This window comes from Neiella marina, from assembly GCF_002165625.1.
In the GTDB taxonomy this organism is placed as follows: domain Bacteria; phylum Pseudomonadota; class Gammaproteobacteria; order Enterobacterales; family Neiellaceae; genus Neiella; species Neiella marina.
In genome coordinates, this window is the sequence record NZ_NGNS01000021.1 from 70,641 (window position 1) to 84,777 (window position 14,137).

Here is a 14,137-nt window from a genome sequence, read left to right on the forward strand (position 1 = left end):
AAAAAAAGCCCCTCAAAGAGGGGCTTTTCGATATTGTTATCGCATCAGCATGGACGAGAGTTTCTGCGCGCCCTAGCCACCATCAGGAGGAAGCCAGCCATCATTAAGGCAATTGCCGATGGTTCAGACACCTTGGTGATCGTGGTCTTTTTCGCAATCGTCAGCAGGTAGTCTTCCACCTCGCCTTGATACAAGTAGCCTTCTGGCTTCATCACGCCACTGCCATCACGGTGAATTGATTCGGAGCATGCCACGCGCACGCGCATCCAAGTGTCGCCAATCATAGCGTCCATCGGAATGGTGATGGTCTGATAGAAAAAGCCATGAGTATCGTCACTGTTTCTAACGTAACCGAGAGCTTGATTACTCGGGTCAATCCAACCCAACGACCTGTTCTCAGTGCCGCCGCCGTCGATATTACCCTCTGAGTCCCTGTTCTTATCCCAGGTCACTTCAGTCAGCAATTCACCATCCAACTGCCAAGCTGCATCTTGGTCCCAGTCGATCCAAGCTTTTAATTGGTCGTAGTCGTGAGCATTACCGGTTGTACTGCGAGTGAAGCTAAATTGAAACTCAACGGTATCGCCTTGTTGCAGCTCAGCGGTGTTTGAATAATCAGACCAGCTGCCATCGGCTTGCTGAACGCGCCACATTACGCCGTCAGAGTCGGTCGCATCATCACCACTGTTGACTGCTTCGCTGTCCCAGCTGCTGCCGAGTCGCTGCCAAGTAGGATTGTCATGACAAGCCTGCGCGTAGCCTGCGCCAGCATTACCATAGTCAAGTGTGTTTGCTGCTTTGCTCGAACAGCTAACGACCGAGCCTGCATAGGACATGCCGCTCAGTAGCGCTAAGCCTGTCAGTAGTGTGATTTTTACCGCAAGAGACTTCATAACAACGTCCAAACCCTAAAAAGTACAACAACTACGTATAGTTATTCGTTTATATCCCTGAGACCAAAGCACAAATCAGGCCAAAATAAATTAACCATTAATTACAGCAGCTTACAAACACGAGGATAAAATTCGAGTATACATTCTAACCTACTTGTAAATTTTACTGACAATTATTTTTCGACTTTAACAAAAATTTCAGAAAATAACTCATTGGCAAAGTTCTGCTCTGCAATCCCGTTAGGAAAATCAGCAATGCGTTGCAGCAATTCTTTTGCCTCTGCCCGTCGTCCAGTTTTTGCTAATGCGTAGGCAAGGTGGAAACGAATCTCGGTCACGGAAGACTCTCTAACATGCGCTTCGCGCAGATAGCCTAAGCCTTCTGAATATTGCTCGTTCAAGGTCAACGCCCAGCCGTGGGTATCGAGAAACTGCGCATTCTGAGGTAGCAATTGTAATGCTTGTGCTGATGTCGATATGGCGAGAGGATAGTTCCCGATTTGAATATGAATATATGCTAAGTTATTGAGCGCAAGCGCTTTTCTAAAGTCGGGTACAGGCTGAGTCAAGAGCACTTGCAGATGGTATTGGGAGCGATCCAATAACCCGTTTTGCAAATAGAAATCTGCCAGTGTGTGACGCATAAAGTCATTATTCGGCTGCTTAGCAAGCTCTGCTTCAACCAGCTCAATGTACTTACCACGATGCTCCGTATCAGCGCTAAGTTGCGTCATTCGAGTAAAGGATTTTACATTCTGAGGGTCAAGTGCAAAGGCGGCTTGGTAGTGCTTTAGCGCCTCACTAACATCTTTTTCAGCAAGCGCGACGTCACCACGCAGTACTTCAACATAGATGTCTGCAACGCCTTCCATCTCGCTGAATGTTGCCAACAGTGATTTGGCTTGCGGCACTTTTTGTTGTTGCAGTGACAGCTCAATGAGCTCGATGTAAGCAATGTTTGAATCTGGCTGAAGCACCATTGCTTGTTGCAAGGTTGCTTCAGCTTTAGCCAGTGATTCATTTGCTCGTTGCATGCGGCTCAATTCGACTAATCGCAGGGCATCATCAGCCCACAAACGACTTAGCTTACCGAGAACCCGTTCAGCACCAACACGGTCCCGTTGTTCAATCAACATCTGCGCTTTGAGAACCGCTGCATCCTCGTTGTTTGGATCTTGATAAAGGGCGCTATCGACCATCCCCATCGCGTCGCCAAAACGACCCTCTTGGTAGTACAGCTTTGCCAACTCAACCGTCACTTGCAGCCGCTCGCCTTTAACCTTCTCTTTGAGAATACTAACCGCCTCGTCAACATCACCAAGATCGGTTTCAATTTTCGCTAACAAGTACCAAAGTTGATTATCTTTCGAGTGAACCAAGGTAGCGGGTTTAACGACGGTTAGAGCCTGTTGCGCATCGCCTTTGGCTCGCAACAGACTGCCATAGGCATAGACCACGTTGCGATCTTCTGGCGATTGCTGATACAGCTTAGCGACAATTTTTTCGGCTTCATCGGCACGCTGCAAACGAACAAGCAAGCGTGCTTTAAACAACAGGTGGTCTTGATTGTCGGGCTCAGTCGTTAGCAATTGATTGACAATGGATAATGCTTGTTGAGATTCACCAACGTTGCCGTAAGCGGTGGCTAATGCATATTGAAATGCTGGCGATGTTCGATCCTTTGAACGTAACAGAGTGTCTAAGGCTGGTTGATACTGTCCCCGCTTGGTCTGGCTTTTGGCCATCAAAATCAGCAGCGCAGGTGCGTCAGGGTAACGCTGTTCTATTTGCGGTAGGTAATGACGGCTGTCGTAAAGCTTGCCGTAGTCAACATATAGCGAAGCCAAAATAAGAGCTTGATCTAAATTGTTGAGCAACTCCTTTTTATAACCATCGAGCAACGCTAAAGCCGATGGATGGGCGTCAAGTCGAATGTAGGTATCAGCCAGCATCACCGCGGCATTCACATCTCGCTCTTTGCCTAAGTAGGTTTCGAATTTGCGGCTGGCCTCTTCCCACTTTTGCAGCTTGTAGCTCGTCACGCTATCAATCAACATCAGCTCACTGCTTTTCAACAAGTACTGAGTGTCAACTTTCGATAGCTGGCTATGTAGCTGCAGCAACACTTGGTCAGCAACACTGTCTTGATTCAGATCGGCCAACAAGTTGCTTTTAATCAATTGCGCATGGGGATCATTCGGAGCAATCGCCAGTATCTGCTCCACCGACTGCTGGGCTTTGTCATAATCAGCCATATCTACGTAGTAAGTAATGGCCAACGCCTTTAGCGCGGGTACGCTTTGCGGAGCTAACTCAACGGCTTTCTGATATGCAGCTAAGGTAAGCTGTAACTCATCTTTTAAGTAATGCGCCCGGCCGCTCAGCAACCAATATTGGCTTTCTGTGCTGGCAAAATTCTTAATTTTATTTAACAGCTGCTCCGCTTCCGGCAATCGCTCTTGTGACAGTAAAACCGATATCAGGCCCAAGTTGGCATCGAGCTCAAGAGGTTGTTGGCGAAGAATCGAGCGGTAAATCGATTCCGCTTGTTCGAGGCTTTCTAACGCTCGATGAGCTTTCGCTTGCACCAATTGATACTTGATTTGGCCTGCGTCGCTCAACACCATGCGATTGGCGTAAGTCAGTGCCTCATCGTATTTTGCTTGTGCTAGCAACGCCTTGCCCAATAATTCAACAACGATATCACCATCAGCACCTTTACGAGCCGCCCGGTCCAGTTCGTTCTCCGCCATCGCATACTGGCGTCTATCAATGAGGATTTTCGCCAGTAAGATTTGAGCGGGAAGATAATCGGGGTTGTCCTGAAGCGCATTTTTGAGATGAATGTAGGCTTCTTCAACCTTGTTCGCTTGGTAGGATTGCAACCCTTTTTCATAGTTGCTTAATTGAGCCAATGCCGAAGTACTTAAGGCACTTATTAAGAGAGCGACAAAAAATCGAGTTTGGATATACATACAATGACCGAATTACCTGAGTGGTAACTTCAACAATCCATTTACAACAATGGTTCCAAGTTACGAATCTTAGGGCCAAACAGCAAGATTTCATTGTGCTCAATTGTGGATTATTTGCTGCTGAGCCAAAACCAAAGGCGAAACAAGCAAAATTTGCCGTTTCACTTTGATAGATCACAATCTGACTATATTTTTTTATAGGTCAAACCAAAAGATGATCCTGCGCAGGTGAAGCTATCAGAGTGCTCCTAAACTGGCTCTAGCTTTTTTCATCGACGACTCACCAAACGATGGAGTGTTCTATGATCGAGTGGCGTAAGCTGGCTATTTGCTTAGCCTTATTCTTGGTGGTTTTAGTGCTGCCTGCCGACTGGCTACCGTTAGCTGATTTAAACCCAATTCAGCAACGCCTATTGGCGATCTTTGTTCTCGCCGCCGGGCTATGGATTCTTGAGCCGATCCCCGTTTTCGCCACATCTGTCGTGATTATTACCCTAGAGTTGATGATGCTATCGAGCGCAGGCCTCGGTTGGCTTGTTGCCGATTATCGCAGTGCCGATCTGCTGCTGCCATACACCAGCATTTTGAACGCTCTGAGTTCTCCCATCATTATCTTGTTTTTGGGGGGCTTTGCCCTGGCCGTCGCGGCTTCGAAGTACGAACTCGACATCAACTTAGCCCGAGTGCTACTGAAGCCGTTTGGTAACAAGCCGCAACACGTCATGCTTGGCCTGATGATGATCACTGCGGTGTTCTCAATGTTTATGAGTAATACCGCCACCACAGTCATGATGTTAGCTATCCTAGCGCCAGTATTAGCCGCTGTGCCAGAAGGCGATCCCGGCGCTAAAGGGCTAGTGCTGTCGATTCCGGTGGCTGCCAACCTCGGCGGTATCGGCACTCCTATCGGTACTCCTCCGAATGCAATTGCTTTGCAATACCTCGAAGGCGCGAATGCCGTGAGCTTTGGTTCTTGGATGGCTTTTGGCGTGCCATTCGTCATTGTCATGCTAGCTGTGGGATGGTTTTTGTTGACGCGCTTCTTTCCGCCGAAAATGGCTGAGCTCAATATCAATATTAAGCGCAAATTTAGAACATCACCTCGCGCCATCATCGTTTATGTCACCTTTGCCGCCACCATATTACTGTGGCTATCGACCAAGCTGCACGGCATGAACAGTTACGTGGTGGCGATCTTACCGCTGGCGGTGTTTACTGCCACCGGCATCATTAGTAAGGAAGATTTAAAGCTGTTCAATTGGGATGTGATTTGGCTGGTCGCAGGTGGTATCGCCATTGGAATCGCGTTGTCTAAAACAGGCCTCGCAGAAGAAATAGCCCACGCCGTTGACTTCACTATCCTGCCTTTGGCCAGTGTCTTTGTTGGTCTAGCTATCTTGTGTTACCTGATGGCCAACTTAATGTCGAATACCGCTACCGCCAACTTGTTGATGCCAGTGGCGGTTGCTGTGGCGACAACACTCATGGATGCAGGTCAGCTCACTGGGACGACATCACTATTGCTGGTTGTGGCGTTGTCAGCATCAATGGGCATGGTGCTACCGGTCAGCACGCCACCCAATGCATTGGCCTATTCCAGTGGCAAAATAAACAACAAAGATATGGCGAAGATTGGCATCGCGGTCTCATTAATCGGTTTGACGGTTATTCTTTGCGCATGTTTACTGTCTGTATAAGTCGACAGCTGATGAGTTCAGCATGCAGGTTTTTGCCCATCGTGGCGCCAGTGGCGATAACCCCGAAAACACCTTAATCGCCATTGAACGTGCCATTCAGTTTGACGCCGACGGCATCGAAATTGATGTTCAACTTGCCGATGATCAGGTCATGGTCTTCCATGACCGTTGGCTTCATCGCACCACTAATGGCATTGGCCGTTTGCGCGATGCCAGCTTCGAGCAGTTGCGACAGCTCAAAACCCATGGCGATCAACAAATTCCAACCTTACTGGAAGTTCTCGACTGTATTCGAGGGCGATGCCAATTAAATGTTGAGCTTAAACACAAAGAAGTGGCAGGCCCGACACTCAACGCCCTCGACTTTGCTGTCGAGCAACTTGGCTTTGCCCCCGAGCAACTGATTGTCTCTAGCTTTCACCACCGTCTTCTGTCTGAGCTTCGATACAACTGGCCGCAATACAATTATGCCGGTCTAACGGCTAGTGTGCCGCTCGATCTGGCTGAGTTTGCTCAGCGAATTGGCTGTTCCGCAGTGCATATGGATGTTGCCAATCTCGACGATGATTTAATCAAAGATGCGCATCGTCGTGGATTGCAAGTAAGGGTGTACACCGTCGACGAAGTCGACGATGTCATCGCTTTGCAAGCCCAGGGAGTGGATGGCATTTTCAGCAACTACCCAAGTCGAGCTATCGCCGCATTAAAGCCGAAAGAGCCCTCAGGAGAAAAAGCGACCCATGGCAGCGGGGTATCGACATGAGTTTACTCGACGACTTCAAGCAGCAATGGGTAGGTGTGGTGAGCGTGTTTATTGCGGTCACGGCACTGGCGGCTAGCCAATATCGCAGCGATGTCACAGAACATAACCGTACCATAAGATTTGCTGCCTTTGAAATGCTCAGGGAGCTAGGAGCTCTGCAGCAGCTGGTCCATCAAACTCACTTCGGTGAGCAACCACCAACGGATTACAACCTCCAAGGCTGGAATCATGTGCTGTTGATCCGAGACTTCAGCGTATTAATGCCATCTCCCGTGCCCCAGCACACGGAGCGGCTGTTTGCACAGTGGCAACAACACTGGTCGACTCTAGCAACGGATCGCGCCAGCAACGATGCCATCAGCCAACAGATTACCGCCACCCGCAATGCGGTCACTAAACAGGTAAAGGCGCTGGAGTAGCTTTCAAACAGTTCACGGGACTTTTCAGGAGAGTTGCCAAAACGACGATTCTGAGTTAGAACCAGCTAATTCGCCATGCTCGCCTATATCGATAGCAAAGCCAGCCATCAGCAACTATCGCTGACGCTGCAAGCCCATCCATGGGGCGCTCGGCAGCCCGCATCCATGCTGGCTGACGCACCGATACTCGCCGATGGCTAACTTTCAAAAAGTTCACGGGGCTTTTCAGAATTACCAAAGCTAGACTGCGGTGACTTTGCGCTTGGCCAGCAGAGCAAACGCCAACGCGACAATCGCTAAGCACCAGACTAACGTGGCACCGCTCGGCAGATCCCACCACGCCGAAATAAGCAATCCTGCGGCGTAGGCCAGTATCGACAAACCATAGGCGATCACTAATCGCTTGGCACCTGACGGCAAGCGATTGGTTGCCAAAGGCACCATGATCAAGCTGGCAAACACCAGATAGACGCCAACTAAATCAACCTCACTGGTAATCGCAATAGCAAATATTGGATAAAACCAAATACCGTTTAACAGCGAGCGTTTCCACCACAGCAGCGCCAGCACCGCAACAACCACAATGCCATGCCACGCGAGCATGTCCCAAGTCGCCCACAGAATTGAGCCTGACAAGGTTTGTTTTAGTAGTTCACCGCCATGGGGATCATGAGCCAGCACCAACAATCCCGCAGTAGCGGCAAGCACATAAAAGCAACCGATAATCGCTTCGAGCTCTTTTTGTAAATGCTTTTCCAATAGCGCGAGAAGCAATCCTGCAAACATGGCAAACACCACGGACAGCAAATACTCAACACCATGAAATGAATGCATCAAATGCAGCTGATGCGCAACCACAATGCCTAACGCGGCGACCTGCGCAATGGCCAAATCAATAAAGATAATGCCGCGACGCAACACCTGATAACCCAGCGGTACGTGGGTCGATACCACCAATAAACCGGCCACGAGGGCCGGTATCAGTATCGGCAATAACTCAACCATTGTTAGCTACCGAAGCCACAAGCTGATTGATAACCGTTTGATAAAGAGCAAACAAATCAATCAGCTCCTCCTTCTCTGGATCGGTACTGTAAGGTAACTGCATTACCTCAGTACCCGTTTTGGAAGACAACCAGTCTGCGGCTTTGCCATCTTGATATGACGCGTAAATGATCAACTGGTAAGGCTGCTGTTTATGGAGGCTAACCAGAGATGCCAAATGGCCACTGGTTGGCGGCAAGCCAGGCTTGGGCTCTAAATCACCCACTTGCTCAATGCCCAACCAATCGAACAAATATCGATAGCTGGTGTGGTATGCAACCACGGGCATGCCCTTTAAGGTGGATACCTGAGTCGCCCATTTGTCGCTGTGGGCCTGCCATCGTTGTGAAAATGAAGCAAAGCGCTGCTGGTATTGCTCCGAATTGGCAGGATCAATCACGACCAAGCGCTTGGCTAGCGCGTCAGCAATTAGCCCTATATTTACGGGGGACCAGTGGACATGAGGATTACCACTTGCGTGAACATCCCCCATGCTGCGGTCAACCTTATCGAGCACGTCTAACCGCTCGACTTGTTCTGCCGCATAAAAAGCGCCCGGCCGACCGTCTCGAACCTTATTATTGTTAGCCCGCATTTGCAGTGCAGGTAACCAACCAATTTCGAGCTCGGAACCTGAGCAAACAAACAAATCAGCACGACGAAGTTTGGCAATTAAACTCGGTCGAGCCTGTACATAGTGCGGATCCTGATAGGCCGTAGTAGCGCTGTATATATTGGCATCAGGCGCCAACTCTTTGGCTAATGACGCCCATTCCGGCTCACAAGCAAAAATATTCAGTGCCTGAGCAGGTGCTGCTGCACTGAGCAGCACCGTCAACGCAACAGCCCACACTTTAGAACATGTGCGCACCGTGGTCTCCTATCGAAGTTGTGTATTGCAGAGTGAAGACATTGTCTTCTACGCCATCGGCTTGGCTCTCATCACGAGTGTATTGGAATCGCAATAACGAGAAGTGAGAGAAGTTGTACTGCAACATGAAGTCATAGGCTTTTGGACTATCGAAGCCCTCTTCAGCATAGGCGTCATCGACGTCAATTTCACTGTAACGAACGCCCGCTGCCCAATGTGGCGACCACTGATAAACCAACGAGGTATACCAGCCGGTGTTGTCCGCTTCAAACGCTTCCCACTCGCCGTGTTCTTCGTCGTGCTCTTCTTCCTCGTGCTCGTCATGGTCTTCGTGGAACACAGAGCCATCTTCGTCAACCTTGATCCACTCGGTCTGCCATGTCACCGACTGATACTTGTAGTTGCCGCCCGGCGCCCACTTCAATACAAAGTCAGCGACATAAAAGTCTTTGTCACCGTCGAATTCACAGAAAGCAGGACCTGCTTCATGTTCCTCATGGTCGTCGTGATCATCATGATCATCGTGGTCGTCATGATGCTCGTCGTGCTCATCATGCTCTTCGTGGTCATCATGGTCATGCTCATCGCCATGGCTATGATCATGGCTCGAGCAGTGGTCCGGATCGACATCGGTCTTCATCCAAGCTAGGCCACCTTGCCAGCTTAAGCTTTCGCTTATGTCATCACCAATCTTCGAGTACACCACATGGCTACCGACAGTATCTCCCGATGCTGCCGGGAATTGACCGCCCTTAAAAGCTTCAACACCAAACTCCAGATACAAATCAGTCGGCGCGACCCAATTCAAGCGAACACCATCGTCATAATAATGACGACCAAGCAAGCCACGGTAAGCTATCGGGCGGTCGGCATAGTAATCAGTGTGGGTATGTTTGGCATTTAGGTAGCCAACATTGGACATAAAACGACCAGCGCGAATCGCCAAGCCATGTGGTAAGCCCATGGTTTGAATAAAGGCCTCTTCCAACTCAACTTCAGTCTCACCATCGTGGTCTTCAAGTACCACGGTCATCTTGCCGTAGATCATGTCATCCGCGGCACCAGATACGGCGAGCTCGGAATGATCAAGCCAAAAACCATCTTGCGGGCCTGACGCGTGGTCACCATCAATTGGCAAACCTGAGATACCAGTGAAATCTTCATCACGAGATGTGAAGCCACCATTTAAAATTGCGCTAAGGTTGATGTTATTCAATCCTGACTTAGCTTCTTCTTCAGCGGTAGCAGGAGCAGCAGATACGGCAAGCGCAGCAGCAATCGCTGTTGCCAGAACAGTAGTGGATTTATGCATTGTGGTTCTCCCAAAGCACAACGACTCATCCCGTCGTTGTGAGCATATTTTTAGTTAGGTTTTTTGATTAAAAATAAGTGCTAGAAAATAGCTGGGGGGCCGCGACAACAGGTGTTAAAGGTTGGCGCCAGCGGTTTGGAACGAACAATGCGAACACGCTTTGCCAGGCTGATCAAACAGCAAATGGCAATTAACGCAGAAGAAGTGGTAGAAACAGCGACTGAATACTGCGCCAAACACAGAGTACACACCACATGCTGCTCATCCTCCTCATGGAGGTGCTCAGCACTATGCCAGCTTGCGGCAACCTGCAAACCAAGCACAGCAACCACCAGCAAGACCAACAGGCCAGCCCGGTAGTTTGGTGTAATCCGTAGCAACATTGAATAATCAGTCTGTTATGTGAACTGAGTCATGCTAAAGCCAACCTTGAACTTAATCAATGACAAAAATAAGACATTTTGTTAACCAAAGAGCAAATCACTAAGCCACAAGTAGCGGCATTGGCTACACTGTGCTGGTGCCATTTGGGGACAATCTGACGCGCCTATTTGCGAGCTAACAATTGCAGTAAAAATGCAACAACCACCTATAGTTAACAACTCTGGTAGCGCCCCATCACAACTGCTGGAAAAAAAGATCAAGATCAACCTATATTCAGGTGCGTATCAGTACCATCAGGACAACCCTACAACAATTAAATTGAGCCAGTTCTTGGGAGAACTTAAGTGGACATAATCACAACCGATATCGCGATTGTCGGTGCCGGTGGTGGTGGCTTGCGCGCCGCCATTGCTGCTGCCGAAAAATATCCAGATTCGAGTATTGCCCTGGTTTCCAAAGTCTACCCCATGCGCAGCCACACGGTTGCTGCAGAAGGGGGTTCGGCAGCGGTCGTGCAGGATCACGATACCCTTGATAATCATTTCAATGACACAGTCGCTGGCGGCGACTGGTTATGCGACCAAAATGTGGTTGAGTATTTCGTTGAAAATTCGAAAAAAGAAATGCTGCAACTGGAGCACTGGGGCTGCCCTTGGAGCCGCAAAGAAAGCGGACATATCAACGTCCGTGCGTTTGGTGGTATGAAAATTGAGCGGACATGGTTTGCTGCCGATAAAACTGGCTTCCACATGCTCCACACGCTATTCCAGACCTCGACCAAGTACGACAACATCATCCGTTATGACGAATTTTTCTGCCATGACTTGATCGTTGAGGATGGTCAAGTCAAAGGTTTGGTGATGATTAACCTAGCCGAAGGCACCTATCACCTTATTCGCGCCAAGTCAGTCATTTTAGCCACCGGTGGTGCAGGTCGCGTCTATCGCTATAACACCAACGGTGGCATTGTCACCGGCGATGGCATGGCGCTGGCTTACCGTCATGGCGTGGCATTGCGGGATATGGAATTTGTTCAATATCACCCAACCGCCCTTCCCGGCACCGGTATTTTAATGACCGAAGGTTGTCGCGGAGAAGGTGGCATCATGGTCAATAAAGATGGCTATCGCTACCTGCAAGACTATGGCATGGGGCCAGAAACGCCACTCGGCGAACCGAAAAACAAATACATGGAGCTGGGTCCCCGGGACCGTGTCTCTCAGGCCTTCTGGCATGAAGAGAAAAAAGGCAACATGATTGATTCCAAGTGGGGCATGGTCAGCCACCTAGACCTACGTCACTTGGGTGAAGAGAAAATCAACGAGCGGCTGCCATTTATTCGTGAGTTAGCCAAAGCCTATGTTGGTGTCGACCCGGTCCATGAACCTATCCCTGTGCGACCCACTGTGCACTACACCATGGGTGGCATTTACGTCGATCCAAACTGTGAAACCACAGTCAAAGGTTTATTCGCCATTGGAGAGTGTGCTAGCTCGGGCTTGCACGGTGCCAACCGATTGGGTTCAAACTCGCTGGCAGAGTTAGCTGTGCTGGGTCGAGTGGCCGGTGAAAACGCCGGCGCTCGAGCACTCGAAGTCGACCACATTAGTGAAGCGGATGCCATCGCGCAGGCGGAAGCATCGATTGCTGTAGCAGAAGCGATTCGGAGTCAATCCAACGGCACCGAAAGACTGGGCGACTTACGTCAACAGTTGATCGAAACGATGGAGCGCGGCGTTGGCATTTATCGTGAAGAAGGGTTAATGCAAACCGCTATCGAAGAGCTTAAAGATCTGCGCGAGCGCTTGGGTAACCTTAAATTAGACGACGCATCAACGGTCTTTAATACCGAATGGCTCAATGCGATCGAGTTCGGCTATATGCTCGACATCGCAACGGTAATGGCTCACTCAGCCATTAACCGTAAAGAATCACGTGGCTCTCATCAACGCTTAGATGGCTATGAAAAGCGTGATGATGAAAACTACCTAAAGCACACATTGGCGTTCTATCGTGAAGGCGGCATCCCAGATATTCAATATCAAGATGTGGTGATCACCAAATCACAACCCAAAGAGCGCGTCTATGGTGCCGCCGCCGAAGCGCAAGAGAAAGAAGGAGGTGCGAAATGAGTAGCGCAATGATGCGCGTCTCGGTCCAGCGTTATCGCCCGGAGCAAGACGACGCCCCCTTCATGCAGGAGTTTGAAGTACCGTATGCCGACGATATGTCGATCATCGATGCCCTGCATTACATAAAAGATAACCTTGATGGCACCTTAAGCTATCGTTGGTCATGCCGCATGGCAATTTGTGGCTCATGTGGTTACATGGTTAACGGTGTGCCCAAACTTGGCTGTAAAACCTTCCTTCGTGACTATCTGAACACTGGCATCACGGTCGAGTCGCTGGCCAACTTCCCGATCGAACGAGACTTAGTTGCCGACATTGGTGACTTTGTTGAAAAGCTGGAAGAAATCAAGCCATACATTATTCGCCAAGATGCCGTATCGGTTGAAGATGGCGAGCACCTACAAACACCAGCGCAGCTGACTCGATACCGCCAGTACAGCCTCTGTATTAACTGCGGTTTGTGCTACGCCGCTTGCCCTCAATATGGCTTGAACAATGAGTTTATGGGCCCCGCTGCATTAACACTGTTACATCGCTACAACCAAGACTCGCGCGACCAAGGCCGTGAAGAGCGGATCGATATCGTCAATGCAGAGGAAGGCGTATGGGGCTGTACCTTCGTTGGCTACTGCTCCGAAGTGTGTCCAAAAGGTGTCGATCCGGCATCCGCGATCCAGCAAGGCAAAGTCGAGAGCAGCACAGACTTTGTGATGTCCAAACTTCGTCCACGGAGGTCATCATGAGTAAGCGCAAACCTTATGTAAAACCGATGCCAGCCAATTGGTTCATGGCTAACAGGTTCCATACGCTGTATATGCTTCGTGAAGGAACCAGTGTTTTCGTTGGCCTCTATTCACTGATTATGTTGTGGGGCTTGGCCGCACTAGTGAAAGGCGAAGCGGCTTGGAATAGCTGGCTTGGACACATGGAAAATCCAATCTACATTGGCTTCCATTTGGTGGCATTAGTGGCCTGTTTATATCACGCCATCACTTGGTTTTCATTGGCACCGAAAGCCATGCACCTGCAAAAAGGCGATCAAAAAATCAGCGATAAACCCGTGGTTGTCGGCCACTACGTCGCGTTTGTGATTGCTACCGTGGTCATTATTGGATTTGTCGCTTGGGGAGGTGCCGCATGAGTAAGTCAGGCAAAACATACCATCGTGCCGATGAGCCTATTTTTTGGGGTTTGTTTGGTGCTGGCGGCGTGGTTGCTGCGTTTGCAACACCTGCGCTAATTCTTATCACTGGTATTCTGGTACCGCTTGGCGTTTTGCAGCTCGATTATGCCAGCGTCAATGCCTTTGCCAATAACTGGTTTGGCAAGCTCATTCTGCTTGCGGTGATCGCCTTTCCAATGTGGCACGCCTGCCATCGGATATTCCATGCCATGCATGACTTGAAGATTGATACCGCCCGCGGCTTCTTCAAATTGTTCTGGTATGGCATGGCCTTTGTGGTATCAATCGCAGCTGCCGCTTACCTGATTGCTATCTAGTAAGAGCTGCGTATCAGGATCAAAAAAGCCACCGCTATCTGGCTGTCTCTTATACACAAATCCCCGCTAAGCAATTGGCGGGGATTTTTTTGAACTTTTTCCGTTAACTTCGATCTGATCTCCACACTACTTTTTGGGGAGTATCAT

14 protein-coding genes are annotated in these 14,137 nt (G+C 49.5%); 8 read left to right on the forward strand and 6 right to left on the reverse strand.

Features of this window, described 5'->3' with window-relative positions:
- Nucleotides 1-44: 44 nt before the first annotated feature.
- Together CBE68_RS14780 and CBE68_RS14785 are read right to left on the reverse strand one after the other, a co-directional pair.
- Nucleotides 45-893, reverse strand: coding sequence for a GEVED domain-containing protein (locus CBE68_RS14780; protein ID WP_087506871.1), 849 nt, complete (start codon nt 891-893; stop codon nt 45-47).
- A gap of 173 nt (nt 894-1,066) precedes the next feature.
- Nucleotides 1,067-3,808 carry a tetratricopeptide repeat protein gene (locus CBE68_RS14785; RefSeq protein ID WP_158100626.1) on the reverse strand — a complete coding sequence of 914 codons (2,742 nt, stop codon included), beginning with the start codon at nt 3,806-3,808 and terminating at the stop codon, nt 1,067-1,069.
- 362 nt (nt 3,809-4,170) lie between these two features.
- On the opposite strand from CBE68_RS14785, the gene CBE68_RS14790 reads away from it, so the two are divergent.
- From CBE68_RS14790 to CBE68_RS19025, 4 genes are all read left to right on the forward strand, one after another.
- A complete protein-coding gene (locus tag CBE68_RS14790; protein WP_229744773.1) occupies nt 4,171-5,565 on the forward strand; it encodes an SLC13 family permease in 1,395 nt (464 codons plus the stop codon).
- Nucleotides 5,566-5,587: 22 nt separating this feature from the next.
- The gene (locus tag CBE68_RS14795) at nt 5,588-6,328 is read left to right on the forward strand and encodes a glycerophosphodiester phosphodiesterase (RefSeq protein WP_087506874.1); all 741 of its coding nucleotides are present in this window, start codon (nt 5,588-5,590) and stop codon (nt 6,326-6,328) included.
- The gene (locus CBE68_RS14800) at nt 6,325-6,747 is read left to right on the forward strand and encodes a hypothetical protein (protein ID WP_087506875.1); all 423 of its coding nucleotides are present in this window, start codon (nt 6,325-6,327) and stop codon (nt 6,745-6,747) included. Before CBE68_RS14795 ends, CBE68_RS14800 begins: the two co-directional genes overlap by 4 nt.
- Nucleotides 6,748-6,822: 75 nt before the next feature.
- Nucleotides 6,823-6,948, forward strand: coding sequence for a hypothetical protein (locus CBE68_RS19025; RefSeq protein ID WP_268234489.1), 126 nt, complete (start codon nt 6,823-6,825; stop codon nt 6,946-6,948).
- Nucleotides 6,949-6,987: 39 nt separating this feature from the next.
- Here the strand turns inward: CBE68_RS19025 and CBE68_RS14805 are convergent, their stop codons facing one another.
- The 4 genes from CBE68_RS14805 to CBE68_RS14820 form a co-directional block, all read right to left on the reverse strand.
- A complete protein-coding gene (locus CBE68_RS14805) occupies nt 6,988-7,752 on the reverse strand; it encodes a metal ABC transporter permease (protein ID WP_087506876.1) in 765 nt (254 codons plus the stop codon).
- Nucleotides 7,745-8,662, reverse strand: coding sequence for a metal ABC transporter solute-binding protein, Zn/Mn family (locus CBE68_RS14810; RefSeq protein ID WP_087506877.1), 918 nt, complete (start codon nt 8,660-8,662; stop codon nt 7,745-7,747). The genes CBE68_RS14805 and CBE68_RS14810 overlap by 8 nt, the downstream gene beginning before the upstream one ends.
- Nucleotides 8,646-9,974: a hypothetical protein gene (locus CBE68_RS14815; protein ID WP_087506878.1), complete on the reverse strand. Its 1,329-nt coding sequence runs from the start codon at nt 9,972-9,974 to the stop codon at nt 8,646-8,648. Before CBE68_RS14815 ends, CBE68_RS14810 begins: the two co-directional genes overlap by 17 nt.
- A gap of 80 nt (nt 9,975-10,054) precedes the next feature.
- Complete coding sequence (locus tag CBE68_RS14820) at nt 10,055-10,357, reverse strand: hypothetical protein (protein ID WP_087506879.1); 303 nt, start codon at nt 10,355-10,357, stop codon at nt 10,055-10,057.
- A gap of 345 nt (nt 10,358-10,702) precedes the next feature.
- Here CBE68_RS14820 and frdA point away from each other — a divergent pair, with 345 nt between their 5' ends.
- Genes frdA through frdD form a run of 4 tightly spaced genes read left to right on the forward strand, consistent with a single transcriptional unit; the run spans nt 10,703 to nt 13,990 of the window.
- Nucleotides 10,703-12,490 (forward strand): fumarate reductase (quinol) flavoprotein subunit, encoded by a 1,788-nt coding sequence (frdA, locus tag CBE68_RS14825; protein WP_087506880.1) that lies wholly within the window; start codon nt 10,703-10,705, stop codon nt 12,488-12,490.
- Nucleotides 12,487-13,233, forward strand: coding sequence for a succinate dehydrogenase/fumarate reductase iron-sulfur subunit (locus CBE68_RS14830; protein WP_087506881.1), 747 nt, complete (start codon nt 12,487-12,489; stop codon nt 13,231-13,233). The genes frdA and CBE68_RS14830 overlap by 4 nt, the downstream gene beginning before the upstream one ends.
- Nucleotides 13,230-13,631 carry a fumarate reductase subunit C gene (locus CBE68_RS14835; protein WP_087506882.1) on the forward strand — a complete coding sequence of 134 codons (402 nt, stop codon included), beginning with the start codon at nt 13,230-13,232 and terminating at the stop codon, nt 13,629-13,631. Before CBE68_RS14830 ends, CBE68_RS14835 begins: the two co-directional genes overlap by 4 nt.
- Nucleotides 13,628-13,990: a fumarate reductase subunit FrdD gene (gene frdD, locus CBE68_RS14840; protein ID WP_087506883.1), complete on the forward strand. Its 363-nt coding sequence runs from the start codon at nt 13,628-13,630 to the stop codon at nt 13,988-13,990. The genes CBE68_RS14835 and frdD overlap by 4 nt, the downstream gene beginning before the upstream one ends.
- Nucleotides 13,991-14,137: the final 147 nt, after the last annotated feature.

Coding starts and splice junctions, on each gene's coding strand:
- CBE68_RS14780 (WP_087506871.1), bottom strand. CDS start 893: ATGAAGTCTCTTGCGGTAAAAATCACACTACTGACAGGCTTAGCGCTA.
- CBE68_RS14790 (WP_229744773.1), top strand. CDS start 4,171: ATGATCGAGTGGCGTAAGCTGGCTATTTGCTTAGCCTTATTCTTGGTG.
- CBE68_RS14795 (WP_087506874.1), top strand. CDS start 5,588: ATGCAGGTTTTTGCCCATCGTGGCGCCAGTGGCGATAACCCCGAAAAC.
- CBE68_RS14800 (WP_087506875.1), top strand. CDS start 6,325: ATGAGTTTACTCGACGACTTCAAGCAGCAATGGGTAGGTGTGGTGAGC.
- CBE68_RS19025 (WP_268234489.1), top strand. CDS start 6,823: ATGCTCGCCTATATCGATAGCAAAGCCAGCCATCAGCAACTATCGCTG.
- CBE68_RS14805 (WP_087506876.1), bottom strand. CDS start 7,752: ATGGTTGAGTTATTGCCGATACTGATACCGGCCCTCGTGGCCGGTTTA.
- CBE68_RS14815 (WP_087506878.1), bottom strand. CDS start 9,974: ATGCATAAATCCACTACTGTTCTGGCAACAGCGATTGCTGCTGCGCTT.
- CBE68_RS14820 (WP_087506879.1), bottom strand. CDS start 10,357: ATGTTGCTACGGATTACACCAAACTACCGGGCTGGCCTGTTGGTCTTG.
- CBE68_RS14830 (WP_087506881.1), top strand. CDS start 12,487: ATGAGTAGCGCAATGATGCGCGTCTCGGTCCAGCGTTATCGCCCGGAG.
- CBE68_RS14835 (WP_087506882.1), top strand. CDS start 13,230: ATGAGTAAGCGCAAACCTTATGTAAAACCGATGCCAGCCAATTGGTTC.
- frdD (WP_087506883.1), top strand. CDS start 13,628: ATGAGTAAGTCAGGCAAAACATACCATCGTGCCGATGAGCCTATTTTT.